Genomic DNA, 22,351 nt, shown 5'->3' on the forward strand with positions numbered 1-22,351 from the left:
GTCGGCGGCCGAAGATCCACTGGCCAGCCTCTAGGCTTCTGCTGTGCCTGATCTTCCGTGGACCATCGGGACCGCGACCGGCGTCGGTTCCCATCCGGGTGACGATCCCGCCGAGGCGCTGCGGGTCGTCCTCGGTGAGCTTCCCAACCTGCCGTATCTCCCGGAGCTGCCCGCGCGCGGGCCCGGCGCGGACATGATCGGGCGCACCGCCGGCCTGCTCGTCGAACTGGCCGTCGCGCTGCAACCGTCCGGGTGGAGGTTCGCCGACCGGCCGGGCCGGGACACCACGCGGGCCCGCAGCATGCTCGCCCAGGATCTCGACGCGCTGGAAGAGCAGGCGGGGGAGTACGAGGGGCCGTTCAAGATCCAGGTGACCGGGCCGTGGACCCTCGCCTCCTCGATCGAGCTCAGGCACGGCGACCGGGCGCTCCGCGACCCCGGCGCCGTACGCGACCTGACCGCCTCGCTCGCCGAGGGCGTCGCCGCGCACGTCGCGGAGGTGCGGCGCAGGCTTCCGCGCGCCACGATCCTGCTGCAGTTCGACGAGCCCGGCCTGCCCGGCGTCCTGGCCGGAACCGTGCCCACCGCGAGCGGCTTCTCCCGGCTTCCCGCCGTCGAGGCTCCGGTGGCGGAGGACGGTCTGCGCCGGGTGATCGAGGCGACCGACGCCTTCCCGCTCGTCCACTGCTGCGCGCCGCGCGCCCCGTACGGCCTGCTGCGCGCCGCCGGAGCGAAGGCGATCTCGGTCGACGCCGCGTTGCTGCGCGGGGCGGACGAGGACGCGATCGGCGAGGCCGTCGAGGCGGGTACCGGCTTCCTCCTGGGCATCGTCCCCGGTACGGACAAGCCGCTGCCCACGCCGAAGGCGTCGCTCACCCGGGCCCAGGAGCTGTGGCGGCGGCTCGGCTTCTCGCCGCGCGTCCTCGCCGAGGGCGTCGCCGTCACCCCCGCCTGCGGCCTGGCCGGAGCGAGTCCCGGCTACGTACGCGCCGCGCTGAAGCACTGCCGCGAGGCGGCCCGCGTCCTGCAGGAGACCGCCGAAGACTGACCTCGCCCTTTTTGCTCCTGTATGGGGCTGCTCGCCTGATAGGCCCCCATGGACCGTGAATGATCAATATCGTCTGATCATCTTCGGCGACGAAGGTCCGGCAGGGTCACAGCAGAACAGGGAGGAGCAGCTGCCATGGCGCGGTTGCGAGCGGCGGAGCAGGACGAGGGCGGCTCTGCCGCCAAACGGAGGACGAGCGGTTCCGCCGCCGGACGAGCCAAGAGCAGGCCCGCCGCAGCACGGAAGAAGACCGGTTCGGCGGCCGGGCAGAAGAAGGTCGGTTCGGCGGCCGGGCGAAAGAAGGCCGAGCCCGCGGAGGCGCGAAGGAGAAGAAGGCCGGCCACCGCAGGGAAGAAGAGCCGGCGCGGCGGGGCGGGGTCTCTGCCGCGCATGGCGCTCGCCGCGGCCGGGGTGCTGGGCGCAATCGGAATCCTCGCCCTCGCGGGCTGGCTGGTGACCTTCCCGCTCGACGACTTCCGCTACTCGTCCGGGATGGCCGGGACGCCGGGGACGTTCACGGCCGCCCAGTGTCATGAGACCGGAACCGGCAAGGGCACGCGCGTCTGCACCGGGACGTTCGTGGCGGCGCACGGCGGTTTCGTCGATCCATCCGCTCGGATCCGTGGCGCTCGGATCGACGTCGGCAAGCCCGCGAAGCTGCGCCGCACGTCCGAAGGCGGGTACGTACAGCCCGGACCGAGGAGCGCCGGGATGAACCTGGCGGCCGCCTTCGGGATCGTGAGTCTCGCCGCCTTCCTGCTCGTGGTGCTCTGCGTGTCGCCGAATGGCGTCTCGGCGGGCGGATACAAGCGGCTGCGGAAGAACCCTCCTCCCTGGGGAACCCTTCTGTCCGTCCTCGTCCCGGTGTTCGGGACGGCCCTGGCCCTGACCGCCCTGTGCGCCCTGATCGGCTTCCTGCTCTCGCTGATCTTCTGAGGCGCCGCTCAGCCGGCCGCGGTTCCGACCACTCGGTGCGGAGTGATGCGGATGACGATGCGGACGATCTCCGGGGGCAGTTCCAGGTACTCCTGGCCGGCGCCGGGGCCCTCGTAGTGCTCGGCCAGTTCGATGGCGAGCCGCCTTCCGACGTCCTCGGTGATCTCGGCCGTGCCGCGCACCTCGGCGTACTGCAGCGGGTCGTTCCGGTCGAAGACGGTCAGGCTGGCGCGAGGGTCGCGGAGGAGGTTGCTCTCCTTGCGCCGTCCGGCCGCGCTGGGAATCAGCAGGTCGTCTCCGTCCCGGCCGACCCAGACGACCGAGGTCTGCGGGCTGCCGTCGGGGTTGATCGTCCCCAGGACGGCCGGGTTCACGTCGTCGAGCAGTTCGCGCACGGTCTCGTTGAGCATGGTCATGAAGCCAACGTACGGGCGTCCCGCGCGCAGCGCTCCGTGATTTCTCCCGCCGGGTCCCGGCGACGGCGAGAGAGGCCATGGCGGGTCTCCGGTCAGGGGGCCGGAGCCCTCGGGGGCGTGAGCCTCGTCGATCTCGAAGGCTCACAAGATCCGCGCAAAGAGCCGTGCCGGACATCGAGGCGCAGGTCAAAGTGTCAGTGGCACGCGAGACACTATGAGCAGTGGTAGTCGCTAGGCAGGGAGAGACACGTGGCGACAGGCGCACCCGACGCGGTTCGGCAGCGGCACGCGGAGCTGGCTCAGGAGCTCGACGAGGCCAACTACCGCTACTACGTCCTCGACTCCCCGACCATCAGCGACGCGGAGTACGACCGGTTGATGCGGGAGATCCAGGCGCTGGAGAAGGATCATCCCGAGCTCGTCACGCCGGACTCGCCGACGCAGAAGGTCGGCGCGCCGATCACGACCGACTTCGCGACGGTCGAGCACATCGAGCGGATGCAGAGCCTCGACAACGCGTTCAGCGGCGATGACCTGTCGGCGTGGCTGACGCGGGCCGAGAAGGAGGTCGGCTCCGTGGCGAACTTCCTGTGCGAGCTGAAGATCGACGGTCTGGCGGTGAACCTGACGTACGAGAACGGCCGGCTCGTACGGGGCGCGACGCGCGGCGACGGGCGTACGGGCGAGGACGTCACCAACAACATCCGGACGATCGAGGCGGTGCCGCTCCAGCTGGAGGGCGACGACGTTCCGGAGCTGCTGGAGGTGCGCGGGGAGGTCTACCTCCCGGTCGAGGCGTTCGAGAAGCTCAACGAGGGGCTGGTCGAGGCGGGCAAGGCGCCGTTCGCCAACCCGCGCAACGCGGCCGCCGGGTCGCTGCGGCAGAAGGATCCGCGGGTCACGGCGCACCGCCCGCTGAGCATGATCGTTCACGGGTTCGGTGCGTGGCGCGGCGGGAGGCAGCCGGAAAGCCAGTCGGACTCCTACGAGATCATGCGGTCGTTCGGCCTGCCGGTGAGCGACCGCGTCAAGGTCGTCGACGGCCTCGACGACGTCCGTGCGTTCATCGAGTACTACGGCGAGCACCGGCACGAGCCCGCGTATGAGATCGACGGCGTCGTGGTCAAGGTCGACCAGCTCGCGCTGCAGCGGCGGCTCGGGTCGACGAGCCGGTGGCCGCGCTGGGCGATCGCGTTCAAGTACCCGCCGGAGGAGGTCAACACCAAGCTCCTCGACATCAGGGTCGGAGTGGGGCGCACCGGGCGGGTGACGCCGTACGGCGTGATGGAGCCGATCAAGGTGGCGGGCTCGACGGTCGCGTACGCCACCCTGCACAACGCCGACGAGGTCAAGCGCAAGGGCGTGCAGATCGGCGACACGGTCATCCTGCGCAAGGCGGGCGACGTCATCCCGGAGATCGTGGGGCCGGTGGCGGGCCTGCGCGACGGCACGGAGCGGGAGTTCGTCATGCCGAGCCGGTGCCCCGAGTGCGGCACCGAGCTGCGCGCGCAGAAGGAGGGCGACGTCGACATCCGCTGCCCGAACGCCCGGAAGTGCCCCGCCCAGCTCCGCGAGCGTCTCTACTTCGTGGCCAGCCGCAACGCCCTCGACATCGAGGCGCTCGGCTACGTCGCGGCGACCGCGCTCACCCAGCCGCTGGAGCCGGAGGACCCGCCGGTCAAGAACGAGGGCGACCTGTTCCACCTGACCGTCGAGCAGCTGCTGCCGATCAAGTCGGTGGTCCGCGAGCAGCGCACCGGCCTGCCGAGGATCGACGACAAGACGGGCGAGGAGAAGGTCGTCACCTTCTTCGCGAACAAGTCCGGCGAGCCGAAGAAGACGGTCGAGAAGCTCTTCGAGGAGCTGGAGAAGGCCAAGCAGCAGCCGCTGTGGCGGGTGCTGGTGGCGCTGTCGATCCGGCACGTCGGGCCGACGGCCGCCCAGGCGCTGGCGCGGGAGTTCCGTTCGCTCGACCGCATCGCCGCCGCGTCGGAGGAGGAGCTGACGGCGGTCGAGGACGTCGGGCCGACCATCGCCGCGTCGGTCAAGGAGTGGTTCGGCGTCGGCTGGCACCGCGAGATCGTCGAGAAGTGGCGTGCGGCCGGCGTCCGGATGGAGGACGAGGGCGCGGAGGAGGGCCCCCGGCCGCTGGAGGGCGTCACCGTCGTCATCACCGGGTCGCTGGAGGGTTTCAGCCGCGACTCCGCGACCGAGGCCGTGCAGAACCTCGGCGGCAAGGTGTCCAGCTCGGTGTCGAAGAAGACCGGGTTCGTCGTCTTCGGCGAGAGCCCGGGGTCGAAGTACGACAAGGCGGTCAAGCTCGGTGTCCCGCTGCTCGACGAGGCGGGTTTCCAGGTGCTGCTGGAGAAGGGGCCGGATGCGGCCAAGGAAATCGCGACCGTCGGGGAGGAGTGAAACCTCAAGAATCTGTTCAGGCTGACCTGCGAGGCGATACTGTACGGTATCGATTGATTACCGAGGGGTTGCTCGGCGGTCGGGCGTAGGCGTAACGCAACGTGCGCAATCGGTTCCGCGAAGTTGCTCGGACGTCGTAGTCTCCCCTCAGCACTACTTGTGTCCGTCCAAACACCATCGCCTCCCCCCAAAGCGCAAGGTTTGGGTGTAACCCCCCGAGGACGTGATGAAGGACCCGAATAACACGCGGGACACCGTCCCCCGGCGTGGCTCCCCGCTGTGGAGCTACGTCGTCTGTGTCACGGTGGTCGGCGTCGCGGCCCTTGCCACTTCGTTCGCCGGCCTGAGCGGCGGCGACCTCCGGACGCTGGTCGGCGGCCCGCTCTTCTGGATCCTGGCCTTCCTGATCGTGTGCGGAGAGCTCAAGCCGATCATCACGCCGGGCTCCACCGAGACCACCGGCGCGACGGTCTCCACGACCTTCACCTTCGCCACCCTGATCTACGCCGGCCTGCCGACCGCGCTGCTCCTGCACGCCGTCGCCACGGTGGCGACCGGCACGCTGCGCCGCCGCGCCCTGCACCGCACGGCCTTCAACGTCGGGCAGTACACCCTCAGCTTCGTCGCGGCGGGGCTGGTGCTGCTGACGGCCGGCATCTCGGCGTCGCCGACGCACCCGTGGACGCCGCGCGCCCTCGACCTGCCGACGATGCTGCTGGCCGGGGTGGCGTACTTCGTCGTCAACCTCGTGCTGGTCAACACCGCGATCGCGCTGCACGAGCGCACCTCCGTGTTCAAGACCATGCGCTGGAACCTCGGCCTCCAGCTCCTCGTGCACAGCGCGCTGCTGGGGCTGGCGCCGCTGGTGGTCGTGGCCATGAGCTGGTCGGCGGCGTTCGTCCCGCTGTTCGTCCTGCCGTTCATCGCGGTCTATATCAACGCCTCGGTGTCGGTCAGCCGCGAGTACCAGGCCCTGCACGACGCCCTCACCGGCCTGCCCAACCGCAAGCTCCTCATCGTCCGCACGGAGGAGGCGCTCGCGCAGGCGCGCCACCAGGCCGAGCGCGCCGTGGCCGCCCGGGGCCGGGACCACGAGCCGCCCCGGCGGGTCGGGCTGTTCCTCCTCGACCTCGACCGGTTCAAGGAGGTCAACGACACGCTCGGGCATCCGACCGGCGACCGTCTCCTGCAGCTCGTCGCGCACCGTCTCACCCACAGCGTGCGGCCCGGTGACCTGGTCGCGCGGCTCGGCGGCGACGAGTTCGCGGTGCTGCTGCCCACCGTGCGTGACGCACGCGGGGCCCGCGAGGTCGCGGCGCGGCTCCGGGCGGCGCTGAACGAACCGGTGCGCCTCGACGGGATGTCGTTCGACCTGGAGGCCAGCGTCGGGATCGCCCTGCACCCCGACCACGCGCCCGACTTCGAGCTGCTGATGCAGCGCGCCGACGTCGCGATGTACGTGGCGAAGGAAAACCGCACCGGGGTAGAGATCTATTCACCGGATCGGGACCGCAACTCGCCCGAGCGCCTCGGCCGGCAGGGGCAGCTGCGCCGCGCGATCGACCGCCGCGAGCTGGAGCTGTTCTTCCAGCCCAAGCTGTTCCTCGGCAACGGCCGCCCGGTCGGCATGGAGGCGCTGCTGCGCTGGCGGCACCCGCAGAAGGGCCTGCTCACGCCCGAGCAGTTCCTGCCGATCGCCGAGCAGACCTACCTCATGCGCGGCATCACCGACTTCGTGGTCGACGCCGCGCTCACCCAGGTCGCCCGCTGGTGGAAGGCCGGGCTCCGCGTCCAGGTCGCCATCAACGCCTCCGGCCGTGACCTGCTCGACTCGGCGCTCACCGAGATGATCGCGTCGGGCCTGCTCCGGCACGAGGTGCCGCCGCAGGCCCTGCAGCTGGAGATCACCGAGCGGATCCTGATGAACGAGCCCGCCTACGCGGCCGACACCGTCGAGGCGCTGGCCGCGCTGGGCATCCCGCTCAGCCTGGACGACTTCGGCACCGGCTACTCCTCGCTCGTACGGCTGAAGAGCCTGCCGGTCGAGGAGATAAAGATCGACTCCTCCTTCGTCAGCCGGCTCCGCGAGGCGGGCGACGACGCGATCATCGTCCGGTCGATCATCGATCTGGCCCGCACGCTCGGCCTCCGCTCGGTCGCCGAGGGCGTCGAGAACGCCGAGACCGAGGACCTCCTGCGCAACCTCGGCTGCGACGCCGGCCAGGGCTACCACTTCCAGCCGCCGATGACCGCCGCGGAGGCGACCGACTGGCTGCGCGAGCACGTCACGAAACTCCAGGCCCCCGAGGGCGCGGCACTCTGACCGCGTCTCCCGGCGGGCGCACGGAGGATCGCCGGGCACCCGTGCCCGCCGCCTCCGCCACCGCACGGCCGAGGGCGCCGATGACGCCGCCCTCCGCCGAACCACCTGGTCGGCTCCTGATCCGGCCCGGATGACGGCTCCTTGATCACCGCTGTGTAAACCGCCCGTTAACCGGTCGTGGCCGCTTTCGCCCGCCCTCTAGGATGGCTGGGAACCCATCGATCGCAGAAACGGTTTCGACATGCTTAACGAGCACGCCGCCCATGGCTCCGCCGCCGCGGGCCAGGCCCGCGGCGGCGGAGCCATCACCCGCGATGAGGTCGCGCACCTCGCCCGGCTGTCCCGGCTGGCGCTGCGCGAGGACGAGCTCGACCACCTCGCCACCCAGCTCGATGACATCATCTCCGCGGTCGCGCGCGTCCAGGAGGTCGCCGCCGAGGACATCCCGCCGACCTCGCACGCGCTGCCGCTGACCAACGTCTTCCGCGCCGACGAGGTGCGGCCCTCGCTCACGCCCGACCAGGCGCTGTCCGGCGCGCCCGCCGCCGACGAGCAGCGTTTCAAGGTCCCGCGGATTCTCGACGAGGAGGCGTGAGCATGAGCGAACACGACGCAGCGAGCGGAGTGGCCGGCCGTACTGTGCCCCTTGGCGCGCCTCCGGCACGACGAAGGCCGTCCGCGGAGCGAGTGAGGAGCGCGAGCGACCAATGAGCGCTGACATCATCAAGAAGACCGCGGCCGAGCTGGCCGGGCTGATCTCCTCCGGCGAGGCGTCGGCGGTCGAGGTCGCCCAGGCGCACCTCGACCGGATCGCCGCCGTCGAGGACTCCGTCAAGGCGTTCACGCACGTCGATCCGGAGGCGACCCTCGCACAGGCCCGTACGGTCGACGAGCGCCGCGCGGCGGGGGAGGCGCTCGGCCCGCTGGCCGGCGTACCGATCGCGCACAAGGACGTCTTCACGACGACGGACATGCCGACGACCGCCTCCTCCAAGATCCTGGAGGGCTGGCGCCCGCCCTACGACGCGACCGTCACGCGGCGGCTGCGCGAGGCCGGGCTGGTCATCCTCGGCAAGACCAACATGGACGAGTTCGCGATGGGCTCCTCGACGGAGAACAGCGCGTTCGGCCCCACCCACAACCCGTGGGACCTGAACAAGATCCCCGGCGGGTCGTCCGGCGGGTCCTCGGCGGCCGTCGCCGCGTACGAGGCGCCCCTGGCGACCGGCACCGACACCGGCGGCTCTATCCGCCAGCCCGCCGCGGTCACCGGCCTCGTCGGCATGAAGCCGACCTACGGCGGGTCCTCCCGGTACGGCCTGATCGCGTTCGCGTCCTCGCTGGACACGCCGGGTCCGCTGGCCCGTACGGTCCTGGACGCCGCGCTGCTGCACGAGGCGTTCTCCGGGCACGACCCGATGGACTCCACGTCGATCGACCAGCCGGTGCCCCCCGTCGTCGAGGCGGCGCGCCGCGGCGAGGTCGGCGGCCTGCGGGTCGGCGTCGTCAAGGAGTTCGGCGGCGAGGGCTACCAGCCGGGCGTGCTGGCGCGGTTCCACGAGGCCGTCGAGCTGCTCGAGTCGCTCGGCGCCAAGGTCGTCGAGGTGTCCTGCCCGCACTTCACGTACGCGCTGCCGGCGTACTACCTGATCGCGCCGTCGGAGTGCTCGTCCAACCTGGCCCGGTTCGACGGCATGCGCTACGGCCTGCGCGTCGGCGACGACCAGACCCGCTCGGCCGAGGAGGTCATGGCGCTCACCCGCGCCGAGGGCTTCGGGCCGGAGGTCAAGCGCCGGATCATGCTCGGCACCTACGCCCTGTCCAGCGGCTACTACGACGCCTACTACGGCAAGGCCCAGCAGGTCCGCACACTGATCGCCCGCGACTTCGACGCCGCGTTCGAGCAGGTCGACGTGCTGGTCTCGCCCACGACGCCGACGACCGCGTTCCCGATCGGCGAGCGCGCCGACGACCCGATGGCGATGTACCTCGCCGACCTGTGCACGATCCCGTCCAACCTCGCCGGCAACGCCGCGATCTCGGTGCCGTGCGGCCTGGCGGACGAGGACTCCCTGCCGGTCGGGCTGCAGATCATGGCGCCGGTCCTCGCCGACGACCGCGTCTACCGCGTCGGCGCCGCCGTCGAGCGGGCCCTGCAGGACCGCTGGGGCGGCCCGCTCCTGGCCAAGGCCCCCGAACTCTGATCGGGCCGAAGGGACTGAACTACCGATGAGCACTGAAACGCTCGTGCCGTACGACGAGGCGCTGGCGAGATACGAGCCGGTGCTGGGCCTCGAGACCCACATCGAGCTGGGCACGAAGACGAAGATGTTCTGCGGGTGCGCGACCGAGTTCGGCGCGGAGCCGAACACCCAGGTCTGTCCCGTCTGCCTGGGCCTGCCCGGGTCGCTGCCGGTGACGAACCGCTCGGCGATCGAGGGCATCATCAAGATCGGCCTGGCGCTGAACTGCACGATCGTCGAGTGGTGCCGCTTCGCCCGGAAGAACTACTTCTATCCGGACATGCCGAAGGACTTCCAGATCTCGCAGTACGACGAGCCGCTCTGCGTCGACGGCTACCTCGACGTCGAGGTCGAGGGGGAGACGTACCGCATCGAGATCGAGCGGGTCCACATGGAGGAGGACACCGGCAAGTCGCTGCACGTCGGCGGTGCCACCGGCCGGATCCACGGGGCCGACTACTCCCTCGTCGACTACAACCGGGCCGGCATCCCGCTCGTCGAGATCGTGACCAAGCCGATCGTCGCGACGGGTGACAAGGCGCCGCTGGTCGCGCGGGCGTACGCCACCGAGCTGCGCGAGCTCGTACGCGCGGTCGGCGTCTCGGACGTGCGCATGGAGCAGGGCTCGATGCGCTGCGACGTCAACGTCTCGCTGATGCCCAAGGGCGCGTCCGAGTGGGGCACCCGCACCGAGACCAAGAACGTCAACTCGCTGCGCTCCGTCGAGCGCGCCGTCCGGTTCGAGATCGAGCGGCAGGCCGGCGTGCTGGACGCGGGCGGCAAGGTGATCCAGGAGACGCGGCACTTCCAGGAGGCCACCGGCACGACGACGAGCGGGCGCAGCAAGGAGGAGGCGCAGGACTACCGCTACTTCCCCGAGCCCGACCTGGTGCCGATGGCGCCGTCGCGGGAGTGGGTCGAGCAGCTGCGCGCCTCGCTGCCGGAGCTGCCCGCCGCCCGCCGCCGCCGGGTGCAGGGCGAGTGGGGCGTCGCCGACAAGGAGCTGCAGGACATCGTCAACGCCGGCGCCCTCGACCTGATCGAGGAGACGGTGCGCGCGGGCGCCGATCCGGCCGCGGCCCGCAAGTGGTGGATGAACGAACTGTCCCGGCGGGCCACCGAGCAGGGCGTCGACCTGGCCTCGCTGCCGGTGACCCCGGCCGACGTGGCACGGGTCGGCGCGCTGGTCGCCGAGGGCAGCATCAACGACAAGCTGGCCCGGCAGGTCTTCGACGGTGTGCTCGCCGGCGAGGGCACGCCGGACGAGGTCGTCGAGAAGCGCGGCCTGAAGGTCGTCAGCGACGAGGGCCAGCTCGGTTCGGTCATCGACGAGGTCATCGCCGCCAACCCCGACATCGCGGACAAGATCCGTGGCGGCAAGGTCGCGGCGGCGGGTGCGCTGGTCGGCGCGGTCATGAAGGCCACGCGCGGTCAGGCCGACGCCGGCCGGGCCCGTGAGCTGATCATCGAGAAACTCACGAGCTGACGGCCGAACCGGCCGGCAGGCAGAGCGCGACCCGGCCGGACCGAGGCGAACCGGCCGGACCGAGGCGAACCGGCCGGGACGAGGCGAACCGGCCGGAGGCCGGAGAACGACGGCGGCCCCCCCCCCACCGGGGGGGGGGGCCGCCGCGTTCTAGCGATCTCTACTGTCAGGGAACCCGGACGACGAAGGTCGTCGAGGCCACCCCGTCGTTGGAGTGGACGGTCGCGGTGACGGTCGCCACGCCGGATCCGACGGTGCGGATGACGCGGTCACCCTCGATGCCGACGACCTGCGGGTTGTCGCTGCGGTAGGTCACCCGCATCCCCGCGGGCAGCGGCGTGCTCTGGCCCTTGGTGATGTAGCCGTAGATGCTCTCGTCCTTCATCGACACCGTGAGCTGCGGGTCGATCGTGGTGCCCTTGTCGAAGGTCACCCGCTGGACGATGCCCTGGGCGGCGTCCCCGGCCTGGGCCGGCTTGGCGGTGACGACCGCCGGCGACGGCTTGAGCGTGCCGTCGATCTGGACGTCGGCCTTCGCCGCCACATCCCCGCTGGAGTTGCCGACACGCAGCTCGTACGTGCCCGGGTCGACCACGTAGCGGTTCGCCGACTCGTCGAAGAAGGCGAGCTTGGACGCCGGGAAGGTCAGGCGGACCGTCTTGCTCCGGTGCGGGTCCACGTTGACCTTGTCGAACGCCTCCAGCCGCTGGGCCGGACGCTCCTTGCTCGCGGGCTCGAACGGCGTGCTCGCGTACAGCTGCGGCACCGTGGTGCCCCGCGTGTCACCGTTGTTGGTGACCTTCACGGTCGCGTGGACCGTGCCGTTCGCGTCCACCTTCTTCTCGACGTTCAGGTCCGAGTAGGAGAACCGCGTGTAGCTGAGGCCGTACCCGAACGGGTACGAGACGTCCCCGTTGAAGTACATGTAGGTGCGGCCGTGGGTGGTGGAGGTGGGCCGGATCGTGTAGTCGCCGATCGCGGGGATCTGGCTCTGGTCCTTGTACCACGTGAACGGCAGCCGCCCGCTCGGGTCGGTGTTGCCGAGCAGCACGTTCGCGAGCGCGGCGCCCTGCTCCTCACCGTTGTAGGAGCTCCAGATCATCGCCGGCACCTGCGACTGGAAGCTGTTGGTGTCGACCTGACCGACGGTCTCCATGTACGCGATGGTGCGGGGGTTGCGGGCCGCGACCTGGCTGATCAGCGACGCCTGCGCGCCGGGCAGCGCCAGCGTGGTGCGGTCGACGTCCTCACGGGAGTTGCTGGAGTTCGTGCCCGCGACGATGACGACCGCGTCGTACTTGTCGGCCGCCGCGACGGACGCGTCGTCGACGGTGCTCTGGCCGTTGCCCGTGACACCGGGGTAGTAGTCGACCGTGGCGTCCGGGTTGATCTTCTGGATCGCGGCCTTGATGCCCTGGTAGGGGTTGACCTGCTTGGCCACACCGGACGGGCCCTCATAGGTGGCGTAGCCGCCGAGGAAGAGCGAGGACGGGTTGGCGTAGGCGCCCATGACCGCGATCTTGTAGGAGCCCTTGGCGGGCACCTTCAGCGGCAGCAGGCTGTCCTTGGCGCCGGCGACCGGGTCGTTCTTCAACAGCACGAGGCTCTGCTCGGCGGCCTGCTGCGCGAGCGCGATCCGCTCCGGCGTCTGGGTGATGGCCTTGTTGGCGTCGGAGTTGACCCAGGTGGTCCCACCGAGGCGGGCGCGGGCGTCGCGGACCCACGGCACCTGGTCTTCCTGGTCGAACTCACCGGTCTCGATGCGCGCGGTGAACAGCCGGACGAGGGAGACGTCGACGTCGTTCTCGTTGAAGACGCCGGTCTGGGTGGTGATGTGCTTGGCGACCGCGTCGGGGACGGTGTTCCCGTAGTTGGACGCGTCGTGGTAGCCGCCGTTGCAGTCCAGGTCCTCACCCGCGGTGATGGCGTAGGCCGTCCGGCCGTACTGGTCCAGCGGGGCGGACGCGCCCGGCGGCTGCCAGTGGTGGCCGCCCTGGATCTCGTACACCGCGTCGCAGTCGGAGGTGAAGTACCCGCCGAAGCCCCATGTCTGCCGGGCCAGCGTGTCCATCAACTGGACGCTCGCGGCGGCCGGGACGCCGTTGACCCGGTTGTACGAGCTCATGATCGAGCCCGGGCCGGCGCTCTCGATGATGTCGCGGAACTGGGCGGTGTAGTACTCCCGCAGCGTCCGCTGGTCCATGTCGGACGTGCCGGTGCGGCGGTTGTACTCGCTGTTGTTGGCGGCGAAGTGCTTGAGCGTGGCCACCGCCTTGAGGTAGCCGTTCGCCGACTCCGGCAGCCTGCCGTTCTCGTCCTGGCCCTGCAGGCCGTTGACGTACTGGCCGGCGAGGGCGGCGGTGAGGGTCGGGTCCTCGCTCCACGTCTCGTCGTTGCGGCCCCAGCGCGGGTCGCGGCCGAGGTTGACCGTGGGGGAGTAGAAGTCGAGGTTCTCCTTGTTGTTCGGCATCACCTCGCGCGCCTCGTCACCGATGGCGCTCGCGACCTTGTGGACCAGGTCGGGGTTCCAGGTGCTGCCCATCGCCAGGTCGACCGGGTAGGAGGTCGCGTTCGTGGCGGGCGGCGGGTTCGACGTGCTGCCGGTGATCGCGGCGACGCCGTGCGACGCCTCGTTCCACCAGCCCCACTGCGCGATGCCCAGCCGGGGGAGCGCCGGCGCGATGTTGCTGTTCATCTGCTGGGCCTTCTCGGCCAGCGTCATACGGCCCACCAGGTCCGCCGCGCGCTCGACGGGCGAGTAGTGGGGGTTGAGGTAGATCGGCGTGTTGTCGTCCGCCGATGCGGCGGGCATGCCGGTCGCGACGGCCGCGAACAGGGCCGCCCCTGTCGCGAGCAGCGCGAGTGGTCTTCTTCTCACAGAGATACTCCCAGGACGCACGTGGCGTGTCACGACCGTTCACGCTCTGGTCACTGACACTTGTTGCGGGACTGTAGGAAGGGCAGTTTGTCAGCGTCAAGGACTAAATAACGGCCGAAAACGGCCAACCTTAATCCGGAGCCCGTACGAATCCCGTACGAATCTGTACTCTGACCGCCATGTCGGAAGCTCCAGGCTCACTCACCTCTCTCCGGTCGCGGAACCGCCTGCTCGTCGTGGAGACCGTGCAGCGCCGCGGCCGGATCAGCAGGGTCGGCATCGCCCGGGCCACGGGCCTCTCGCGCACCACGGTCTCGAGCCTCGTCGCGGACCTGCTCGCCGAGGGCGTCCTCACCGAGGCCGACGGCACCGGACGCCGCGCCTCGCCCGGCGGCGGACGCCCCGCCACCCCGCTCACCCTCAATCCGGAGGGCGGCGGCGTCCTCGGCGTCCACCTGCGCCACGCCGGGATCCGGGTGCTGTTCGCCGACCTGTCCGGCGGCGTGCTCGGCGAGCGGTACCACGAGATCGACGTCGATCATCGGCCGGACGACGCGCTCGCCTACGTCGCCGACGCCGCGCTCGATCTCGTTGCGGCCGGGGGTCACGACGCCGGCCGCGTCTTCGGCATGGGGGTCGCGGTCTCCGCCCCGATCCGGTCGCGGTCGCACACGCTGCGGACCTCATCGGTGCTGGCCGACTGGACGGGCGTCGACATCGCCGCGCGCCTGGAGGCGCGCGTCGGGATGCCGGTCCACGTGGGCAACGACGCGAACCTCGGCGCGCTCGCCGAATGGACCTTCGGCGCGGGCCAGGGCGCCGACGACCTGATCTACGTGATGCTGTCCGACGGCGTCGGCGCGGGGCTCATCCTGGGCGGTGAACTGTACGAGGGGGCCACCGGATCGGCCGGCGAACTCGGGCACATCCCCGTGGACGACGGCGGGTACGTCTGCCGCTGCGGCAACCGAGGCTGCCTGGAGACGGTCGTCGGCCTGCGCGCGCTCACCTCCACCTTCGCGCACACGCGCGGACCGGACACCACGATCGCCGACGTGGTGGCGCTGCTCGCGGCCGACGACCCCGGCGCGCAGCGCGTCACCGCCGACGCCGGGCGCATGGTCGGCCGCGCCCTGGTCGGCATCTGCGCCATGCTCGAACCCCGCCGTGTGGTCATCGGCGGCGAGGTCGCGGCGGTCGGCCGGCCCCTGCTGGAGGGCGTTCGCGACATGCTCGCCCGGCAGCTGCCTCCGCCGATCGGCCAGGAGGTCACCGTCACCGCCGGCCGCCTCGGCGACCGCGCCGAGGCGCTGGGCGCGATCGCGCTCGCCACCCAGAGCACGTCGGCGCACCTGCTGACCCGCTGACCCCGGCCCCGAGCGGGACCTCTCCGCTCCGGGCCGGCCCTGCGGGTTCGGGGCCGGAACTCCCGCCGTCGGGTGGGGCGGCCCGGATCCGGCTCCGCCGGAGCGGCCTCTACGATCGGTCTGGGCGTTCAGGGAGGCGGCAGGATGAAAGTCTGGGTTCCGGACAAGGAGATGGCGGAGGCGCTGGCGGGCATCGCCGGAGCGGAGCCCGAGGTCTACCCGGGAGGAGACGATCTTCCCGGCGATCCGGCCGAGGTGGAGTTCTACGTCCCGCCGTTCGTCCCGACGCCGCAGAGCCGCGCGATCCTGGACCGGATGCGCGGCCTGAAGGTCCTCCAGCTGCAGGTGGCGGGCGTGGACGCCTTCCTGCCGCACGTCCCGCCGGGCGCCGTGCTCTGCAACGGCCGGGGAGTGCACGACGCGAGCACCGCGGAGTGGACGGTCGGGGCGATCCTCGCCGCGCAGCACGACTTCCCGCGCTTCGCCGACGCCCAGCGGGAGGGCCGCTGGGACTGGCACATGACCGACGCGCTCGCCGACCGCACCGTGCTGATCGTCGGGTACGGCTCGGTGGGCGCGGCGATCGAGCGGCGCCTGCTCCCGTTCGAGACCGAGGTCGTCCGGGTGGCGCGGTCGGCGCGGGACGGCGTCCACCCGGTGGACGCGCTGCCGGAGTTGCTGCCCCGGGCCGACGTCGTGGTGCTGATCGTGCCGTTCACCGAGGAGACGACCGGCCTGGTCGACGCCGGCTTCCTCGCGCGGATGAAGGACGGCGCCCTGCTGGTGAACGCCGCCCGGGGCGCGGTGGTGGACACCGAGGCGCTGGTCGCGGAGCTGTCCCGGGGGCGGCTGCGCGCCGTGCTGGACGTCACCGACCCGGAGCCTCTGCCCGCCGGTCACCCCCTCTGGTCCGCGCCGGGGGTCTTCATCACCCCGCACGTCGGAGGCTCGACGCCGGCGTCGCGGCGGCGCGCCGTCGACCTCGTCCGCCGACAGCTCGAACGTTACGTACGGTCCGAAACCCTACAAAACGTCATCACCGGGGCCTACTGATTCCGTAAAGGCTGCCCTTCCGGGCTTTTGCCGTTTCGAACCGAGCGCGGACCGGCGCTTTGCCGATTCGGGTGGTCGCGCCGAGAAAGCGGCCTGAAGCGCTCAGTGTCCGATTACGCAACGTCGCGAGTTGTCGCCGGGTGGACGCCCAGCCTCAATCGCTCCGTGACCTACGGACCGTACATTGAGCATCGAGGCTGACCAGAGTGACCGCCGCGCGGGCGCCGCCGGAGACCCCGGCACGTCCGCGTCCGGTGCGACCCACATCGGTGACGTCCCGTTCGCGGGTCATCACCCTTACCGGATGACACGGCATTCGACAGGCAGGTATACGCCGCACCGGAGACGGCCACGAGTCGTCACCCGAAAAGTCATGCGTTCGGCACCCGGCGCACCCGGTGCTCCGGAAGAATCTGATCAAGACTTAGAGAGCGAGTAAGTGATGACCGGCGAGCGGACCGAGCGGCGGCGCTGGGGGATACCGGCGGCCGCGCGGCCGTTCTACCCCATGCTCGCGCTCGCCGTCATCCACGCGGTCGCGTTCCTGTCCGGGCGGGGGATCGACCGGGCCTGGCTCACCGCCTGGGCCGCGGCGACCGCGTCGACCTCTCTGCTGTTCGCCATGCGGCGGACACCGCAGACCCCCGCCGGCAAGGTCGGCCGGGACACCTGGCGCTGGTTCGGCGTCGCCGGAATGGCCTGGTCCGCCGGTGCGGCGGTCCAGGCGATCTCCCGGATCGTCTTCAGCCGGTCCGCGGTGGCGGTCTCCCCGGCCGACCTGTTCTTCCTGATCGCCCTCGGCGCGATGACGGCGGGCTTCGTCATGCCCATCGGCCTGCCGCGCAGCGCCCGTCCCTGGCTGCGCTACCTCGCCGACACGTACGTCTGCGCCTGCGCCCTGTTCGTCGTCGCCTGGGTGGCCGTGTTCGACCACCTGTACCGGCTGTCCGGGGAGGGCTGGGCGGACTTCCTCATCGAGCTGCGGTACCCCCTGCTCGACGCCGTGCTGCTCTGCGGGCTGCTGCCGATGGCGGTCGGCACGGTGCGCGGGTACCGCCGCTCCGCCATCGTCGCCTACTGCGCGCTCGCCGTCCTCACCGCGGCCGACGTCCTGTACGTCGTGGGCCGGCTCAACGGTCGCGGACCGTACGACACCGCCGCCGACCTGGCGCACCTGGCCGGGCTGCTCCTCCTCGGCGCGGCCCCGTGGGTCCTGCGCCGGTGGCACGGCGACGCGACGCGGCGACGGCTGGTCGGGCCCGGCATCGCGCCGACCGCCACGGCCGCCGCCGCGGCGATCTTCGTGGCCGGGCACACGCTGACCGGCGCGCAGGGCCTGCGGCCGGTGGTCCCGATCATCGCCGGCTCCGCCGTCCTCGTCGTCCTGGCCCGCCTCGGCGAGCTCGTCCACGACAACGACCGGCTGCGGCGCGCCGCGCGGACCAGCGAGAAGCACTTCCGCGCGCTGACCGAGAGCATCAACGACGTCGTGGTCATCTGCGACCTCGGCGGCGTCATCGAGTACGTCAGCGCCGGCGCCCAGCCGTCGTACCACTACGCCGCCGATGAGCTGCTCGGCCGCTCGGTGACCGAGCTCATCCACCCCGAGGACCTGCCGAAGGTCATCGGAGCGGTGCGCCGGCTGCTCCGGGAGAAGGGCGACGACGTCGCCCGCCTCGCGTGCCGCGTCCGCGCCCCCGACGGCACCTGGCTGCCCACCGAGAGCACGATCTGCCGGTACGGCTCCTCGGGCGGCGGGGCCGCGGACCGGCTCCTGGTCACCGTACGGGACTTCAGCGAGCAGGCCGCGCTGCAGCGGCAGGTCACCCACCTGACGTTCCACGACGGGCTCACCGGCCTGCCGAACCGCGCCTACTTCGAAGAACGCGCCCGCGAGGTCGTGGAGCGGTCCCACGGCACGGTCGCGGTCATCTTCGTCGACCTCGACGGCTTCACCGCCGTGAACGACTCGATCGGCCACGCCGGCGGTGACCAGGTGCTGGCGCAGGCCGCCCGCCGCCTGCGGGCCGGAGTCCCGGCCGACGACACGGTCGCCCGCTGGGGGAGCGACGAGTTCGCCGTGCTCGTGGAGGACGCCACCGAGGTCCAGGCCGTCGTCGACCTCGGTGAGCGGCTCGTGCGGACGCTGGCGGGCGAGCCGTACCGCGTCGGCGACCGCAGCATCGTGCTGACCGCGAGCGTCGGCGTCGCCTTCACCGAGGACGACATCGGCGGGCTGGAGCTCATCCGCAACGCCGATGTCGCGCTGTCCCGCGCCAAGGACCTCGGCGGAGGACGGGTCGAGGTGTTCGCCGCCAAGATGCACGCCGACGTCGTACGCCGGCTCGAGCTCGGCGGCGAGCTGCAGCGCGCCCTCACCGAGCAGCGGTTCACGGTGGAGTTCCAGCCGGTCGTCGAGCTCTCCACGTCGCGGGTCACGGGCGTCGAGGCGCTGGTGCGCTGGTGGCGGGACGGGGAGTTCGTGCCGCCCGAGGAGTTCATCGGCACCGCCGAGGAGTCGGGCCTGATGATCCCGCTCGGCAACTGGGTGCTGCGCGAGGCGTGCTCCCAGGTGGCCCGCTGGCGGGCGTCCGGCTGGGACATCGGACTGTCGATCAACCTCCGGCCGCGGGAGATCGCCGCGCCGCGGTTCGTCGAGTCGGTGGCGACCGCGCTCGACGACAGCGGCCTGTGCCCCGGGATGCTCACCCTTGAGGTCGAGGAGGAGGTCCTCGTCGACGGCGGCGACGAGCTGATCGCCCGGCTGTCCGCGCTGCGCGACCTCGGCGTGCGGCTCGCCATCGACGACTTCGGCACCGGCTACGCCTCCCTGGCGTTCCTCCGGCAACTGCCGGTCGACGTGATCAAGATCGACCCGTCGTTCGTCGCCGGCCTCGGCCGGGACGAGACCCTGACGCTGCTGACCCGCACGATCGTCCGGGTCGGCCGCGACCTCGGGCTGAGCGTCGTGGCCGAGGGGATCGAGCGGCCCGAGCAACTCGTGCTCCTCAAGGAGATGGGCTGCCCGCGCGGTCAGGGATTCCTGGTCGCCCGCCCGATGGCGGCCCAGGGGGTCGAGGCGCTCGTGCGGACCAACCCGCGCGGCGAGGCGTCCATCCCGCTCCACGGCTCCGCCCTTTCCGCAGGTTGATCGCCGATCACCCCGTGCGCCACCGCGTCGTACCCGCGTTGGTAGAAATCCTTCCTTTTGATCACGGTTCTGGAAAGATCTTGTCTCCGCTCGGGTCCTCTGCGATCGTTACCGCGACTTCACCCCGTAGCGCGGAGGCTGCCGATGAGCCTGCGAGGTCGTACCCTCGTCGCGGCGACCGTGGTCCTGGCCGGTCTTGGCACCGGACAGGCCCACGCCCAGCAACACGCACGTCCTTCCCCCACCACCCGCCAGCAGGTCTACGCCCAGGCGGCACAGGCCTACCACGTCCCCGAGAACCTGCTGCTCGCCGTGTCGTACCTGGAGTCCCGCTGGGACGCCAACCAGGGGCGGCCGAGCATGAGCGGCGGCTTCGGGCCGATGCACCTCGTCGACGGCACGCTCATCCCGGCCGGTGAGCACCTCGCCGGCGGTCAGGAGGACCCTCGCGGCGACACGGCGCGCCCGGCCCTGCACCCCACGGCCCCGGCGACCTCCGCGAAGCAGACCGAGCGGACCGAGCAGACGCTGCAGGACGCGGCCCGCATCACCGGTGACGCGCCGAGCGAGCTGCGCACCGACCCCGCCGCCAACATCCGGGGCGGTGCCGCGCTGCTCGCGCGCTACCAGCAGGACTCGGGCGCGTCGCCGAGCGCCGACCCGGCCGCCTGGTACGCGGCCACCGTCCGGTACGGCGGCGGCGACTGGTTCGCCGGCCAGGTCTACGACCTGATCCGTACGGGCGCCTCGCGGACCACCGACGACGGGCAGCGGGTCACCCTGGCCGCCGACCCGGCCGTACGGAACCCGTCGAAGGCCGCCAACGACCCCGAGACCGAGTGCCCGAAGGACCTCGGCTGCGAGTGGGTCCCCGCGCCGTACCAGCTCCTCGACCCGAACGACCAGACGAACTACGGCAACCACGACCTGGGCGACCGGCCGACGAGCCAGAAGATCGACTACATCGTCATCCACGACACCGAGGGTTCCTACGACACCAGCATCAACCTGGTGAAGGACCCGACCTACCTGGGCTGGAACTACACCATCCGGTCCGCCGACGGGCACGTCGCCCAGCACCTCAAGGCCAAGGACGTCGGCTGGCACGCCGGCAACTGGTACATCAACGCCAAGTCCATCGGCGTCGAGCACGAGGGCTTCCTGGCCCAGGGCGGCACCTGGTACACCGAGGCGATGTACCGCAGCTCGTCGGAGCTGGTGCGCTACCTCGCCCGGAGGTTCCAGATCCCGCTGGACCGGGCGCACATCCTCGGCCACGACAACGTTCCGGGGACCACCCCGGCGGCGTGTCCGGCATGCACGAGGACCCGGGCCCGTACTGGGACTGGGCGCACTACTTCGACCTGCTGCACCGGCCGCTGCACGCCACCGCCGGCAAGAACTCCGGCGAGGTGATGATCCTCCCCGACTACGACGAGAACGTCGTCCCCTACACCGGCTGCGACGACAAGAACCCGTCGGCGCCGTGCCCGCCGCACGGCGGCGGCTCGATCATGCTGCGCACCGAGCACCGTGACGACGCGCCGCTGGTCAAGGACATCGGCAAGCACCCGACGACCGGCGGGACCGCGACGATGAGCGTGTACGACCACAGCGCCCGCGCGGCCACCGGCCAGAAGTTCGCCGTCGCGGACCGGCAGGGCGACTGGACGGCGATCTGGTACCTCGGCCAGAAGGCGTGGTTCCACAACCCGCCGAAGCAGCGGACGGCCGTCGGCGTCCACGGCCTGGTCGCCGTGGCCAAACCGGGCGCGACGTCGGTTCCGGTCTACGGCCGCGCCTACCCGGAGCCGGCGGCCTACCCGGCCGGCGTGCCGGTCCAGAGCCTCACGCCCATGCAGTACACCTTCGCCGCGGGCCAGGCGTACGCCGTCGTCGGCTCCGAGCGCGGGGAGTACTACTACTCCAACACCTACGACCGGGCGGGCTCGACGGTCGTCAGGGGCGAGCTGAAGTACTACGAGATCCAGTTCGGCCACCGGGTCTACTTCGTCAAGGCCGACGACGTGGACCTGAAGCCGGTCCGGTAACGAGCCTCAGATCCGCGCCCACTCCGGGGTCCAGCCCTCTTCGGGCCCGGGGGTGGGCGCGGCCGCGTCCCGCAGGTGGTCGCGCAGCGTTCCCAGCGCGGGGTGGCGATTGACCGAGTGCCACGCGAGCGACCACGGATAGATGGGCGCCGGGCGGCGGATCGGGATCCGCCGCAGCCCGGGCCGCGCGGACCACGCGATGCGCATCCGGGGGCCGATGAAGGTCGTCAGGGTCGCCGAGTCGGTGATCGTGTCGAGCAGGTGCTCCATCCCGAAGTCGGGCCCGGTCGCGTCGATGCGGAGCCGGAAGTCCTCGGCCATCGCCTCGTAGTAGTCGCCCCATTCGGTGCCGACGACGATGCCGGGCACCCACACCCGGTGCGCCGCGAGGTCGACCAGGCGGATCTCGGCGGCGGTGGCGAGCGGGTTCCGGTGCCCCACCAGGAGCTCCAGCGGCTCGTCGTACACGCGCCGATGGGAGATCGTGGCCGGCAGAGCGCGGGGGTCGCGGACACAGCAGAAGGCCGCGTCGATCGTGCCGTCGAGCAGCGCGCCGAAGGCGGCCTGCGCGCCCCCGAGACCGACGAGGTCGATCTCCACCTCCGGGTGCCGCCGGTGGAAGTCCAGCACGATGTCGGCCGAGGCCAGGCGCCGTTCGAGAACGTCGACGCGGAGCGCGCGGCGGCCCGGCCGGACGGACTCCACGGCGCCGCGCACCGCCAGGAGCACCGCCTTGGCGTGCGGCAGGAAGGCCCGGCCGTCCAGGGTCAGCTCCGCTCCGTGTCCGCCCCGCGTGAACAGGGGAACGCCGAGGTACCGCTCCAGCGCGGCGATCCGCTTGGACACGGCCTGCTGGCTGACGCGGAGCTCGGCGGCCGCGTCCTGGAACCGGCCGTACTCGGCGATGAGGACGAACGCCCGGACCGCTTCGAGGTTCACCAGCGGAGCGTACAACCGGCGGTTGTGGGGCCGCCCGCCCGGTTG

The 22,351-nt window shown here is 71.4% G+C and carries 15 protein-coding genes; 12 read left to right on the forward strand and 3 right to left on the reverse strand.

From position 1 onward, the window contains the following. The first annotated feature begins 43 nt into the window (after positions 1-43). Positions 44-1,048: a methionine synthase gene (locus NE234_RS01285; protein ID WP_252776022.1), complete on the forward strand. Its 1,005-nt coding sequence runs from the start codon at positions 44-46 to the stop codon at positions 1,046-1,048. A gap of 135 nt (positions 1,049-1,183) precedes the next feature. Next, positions 1,184-1,984: a hypothetical protein gene (locus NE234_RS01290; protein ID WP_252776025.1), complete on the forward strand. Its 801-nt coding sequence runs from the start codon at positions 1,184-1,186 to the stop codon at positions 1,982-1,984. Between the two features lie 8 nt (positions 1,985-1,992). Here NE234_RS01290 and NE234_RS01295 read toward each other — a convergent pair whose 3' ends face one another. Next, complete coding sequence (locus NE234_RS01295) at positions 1,993-2,400, reverse strand: PPOX class F420-dependent oxidoreductase (RefSeq protein ID WP_252776027.1); 408 nt, start codon at positions 2,398-2,400, stop codon at positions 1,993-1,995. A gap of 249 nt (positions 2,401-2,649) precedes the next feature. On the opposite strand from NE234_RS01295, the gene ligA reads away from it, so the two are divergent. The 5 genes from ligA to gatB all read left to right on the forward strand — a co-directional run bounded on the left by ligA (position 2,650) and on the right by gatB (position 10,867). Continuing rightward, positions 2,650-4,815 carry an NAD-dependent DNA ligase LigA gene (ligA, locus tag NE234_RS01300; RefSeq protein ID WP_252776029.1) on the forward strand — a complete coding sequence of 722 codons (2,166 nt, stop codon included), beginning with the start codon at positions 2,650-2,652 and terminating at the stop codon, positions 4,813-4,815. Between the two features lie 226 nt (positions 4,816-5,041). Next, positions 5,042-7,138: a putative bifunctional diguanylate cyclase/phosphodiesterase gene (locus NE234_RS01305; protein ID WP_252776030.1), complete on the forward strand. Its 2,097-nt coding sequence runs from the start codon at positions 5,042-5,044 to the stop codon at positions 7,136-7,138. A 241-nt stretch (positions 7,139-7,379) separates the two neighbouring features. Next, positions 7,380-7,733: an Asp-tRNA(Asn)/Glu-tRNA(Gln) amidotransferase subunit GatC gene (gatC, locus tag NE234_RS01310; protein ID WP_252776033.1), complete on the forward strand. Its 354-nt coding sequence runs from the start codon at positions 7,380-7,382 to the stop codon at positions 7,731-7,733. A 112-nt stretch (positions 7,734-7,845) separates the two neighbouring features. Continuing rightward, positions 7,846-9,342, forward strand: a complete 1,497-nt coding sequence (gene gatA / locus NE234_RS01315) for an Asp-tRNA(Asn)/Glu-tRNA(Gln) amidotransferase subunit GatA (RefSeq protein WP_252776035.1) — start codon at positions 7,846-7,848, stop codon at positions 9,340-9,342. A gap of 25 nt (positions 9,343-9,367) precedes the next feature. Then, on the forward strand, positions 9,368-10,867 hold the full coding sequence (gene gatB, locus NE234_RS01320) for an Asp-tRNA(Asn)/Glu-tRNA(Gln) amidotransferase subunit GatB (protein ID WP_252776037.1): 1,500 nt from the start codon (positions 9,368-9,370) through the stop codon (positions 10,865-10,867). A gap of 166 nt (positions 10,868-11,033) precedes the next feature. Here the strand turns inward: gatB and NE234_RS01325 are convergent, their stop codons facing one another. Continuing rightward, positions 11,034-13,745 carry a glycoside hydrolase family 3 C-terminal domain-containing protein gene (locus tag NE234_RS01325; RefSeq protein WP_252776039.1) on the reverse strand — a complete coding sequence of 904 codons (2,712 nt, stop codon included), beginning with the start codon at positions 13,743-13,745 and terminating at the stop codon, positions 11,034-11,036. A gap of 179 nt (positions 13,746-13,924) precedes the next feature. On the opposite strand from NE234_RS01325, the gene NE234_RS01330 reads away from it, so the two are divergent. The 5 genes from NE234_RS01330 (at position 13,925) to NE234_RS01350 (ending at position 21,367) form a co-directional block, all read left to right on the forward strand. After that, complete coding sequence (locus NE234_RS01330; protein WP_252776041.1) at positions 13,925-15,112, forward strand: ROK family transcriptional regulator; 1,188 nt, start codon at positions 13,925-13,927, stop codon at positions 15,110-15,112. A 144-nt stretch (positions 15,113-15,256) separates the two neighbouring features. Further along, a complete protein-coding gene (locus tag NE234_RS01335; RefSeq protein WP_252776044.1) occupies positions 15,257-16,165 on the forward strand; it encodes a 2-hydroxyacid dehydrogenase in 909 nt (302 codons plus the stop codon). Between the two features lie 442 nt (positions 16,166-16,607). Beyond that, entirely contained in the window at positions 16,608-19,316 is a 2,709-nt protein-coding gene (locus NE234_RS01340) for a putative bifunctional diguanylate cyclase/phosphodiesterase (RefSeq protein WP_252776046.1), read from the forward strand. A gap of 144 nt (positions 19,317-19,460) precedes the next feature. Beyond that, positions 19,461-20,732 carry an N-acetylmuramoyl-L-alanine amidase gene (locus tag NE234_RS01345; RefSeq protein ID WP_252776048.1) on the forward strand — a complete coding sequence of 424 codons (1,272 nt, stop codon included), beginning with the start codon at positions 19,461-19,463 and terminating at the stop codon, positions 20,730-20,732. Then, complete coding sequence (locus NE234_RS01350) at positions 20,633-21,367, forward strand: hypothetical protein (RefSeq protein ID WP_252776050.1); 735 nt, start codon at positions 20,633-20,635, stop codon at positions 21,365-21,367. The genes NE234_RS01345 and NE234_RS01350 overlap by 100 nt, the downstream gene beginning before the upstream one ends. A gap of 6 nt (positions 21,368-21,373) precedes the next feature. Here NE234_RS01350 and NE234_RS01355 read toward each other — a convergent pair whose 3' ends face one another. Beyond that, positions 21,374-22,306, reverse strand: a complete 933-nt coding sequence (locus NE234_RS01355; RefSeq protein ID WP_252776051.1) for a LysR family transcriptional regulator — start codon at positions 22,304-22,306, stop codon at positions 21,374-21,376. Positions 22,307-22,351: the final 45 nt, after the last annotated feature.

The organism is Actinoallomurus rhizosphaericola, from assembly GCF_024055675.1.
Taxonomy (GTDB): Bacteria; Actinomycetota; Actinomycetes; order Streptosporangiales; family Streptosporangiaceae; genus Actinoallomurus; species Actinoallomurus soli.

What these genes read in the sequence shown, in the direction of transcription:
- NE234_RS01290 (WP_252776025.1), top strand. Translation starts at nt 1,184, where the DNA reads ATGGCGCGGTTGCGAGCGGCGGAGCAGGACGAGGGCGGCTCTGCCGCC.
- NE234_RS01295 (WP_252776027.1), bottom strand. Translation starts at nt 2,400, where the DNA reads ATGACCATGCTCAACGAGACCGTGCGCGAACTGCTCGACGACGTGAAC.
- NE234_RS01305 (WP_252776030.1), top strand. Translation starts at nt 5,042, where the DNA reads ATGAAGGACCCGAATAACACGCGGGACACCGTCCCCCGGCGTGGCTCC.
- gatC (WP_252776033.1), top strand. Translation starts at nt 7,380, where the DNA reads ATGCTTAACGAGCACGCCGCCCATGGCTCCGCCGCCGCGGGCCAGGCC.
- gatA (WP_252776035.1), top strand. Translation starts at nt 7,846, where the DNA reads ATGAGCGCTGACATCATCAAGAAGACCGCGGCCGAGCTGGCCGGGCTG.
- gatB (WP_252776037.1), top strand. Translation starts at nt 9,368, where the DNA reads ATGAGCACTGAAACGCTCGTGCCGTACGACGAGGCGCTGGCGAGATAC.
- NE234_RS01330 (WP_252776041.1), top strand. Translation starts at nt 13,925, where the DNA reads ATGTCGGAAGCTCCAGGCTCACTCACCTCTCTCCGGTCGCGGAACCGC.
- NE234_RS01335 (WP_252776044.1), top strand. Translation starts at nt 15,257, where the DNA reads ATGAAAGTCTGGGTTCCGGACAAGGAGATGGCGGAGGCGCTGGCGGGC.
- NE234_RS01340 (WP_252776046.1), top strand. Translation starts at nt 16,608, where the DNA reads ATGACCGGCGAGCGGACCGAGCGGCGGCGCTGGGGGATACCGGCGGCC.
- NE234_RS01345 (WP_252776048.1), top strand. Translation starts at nt 19,461, where the DNA reads ATGAGCCTGCGAGGTCGTACCCTCGTCGCGGCGACCGTGGTCCTGGCC.
- NE234_RS01350 (WP_252776050.1), top strand. Translation starts at nt 20,633, where the DNA reads ATGCACGAGGACCCGGGCCCGTACTGGGACTGGGCGCACTACTTCGAC.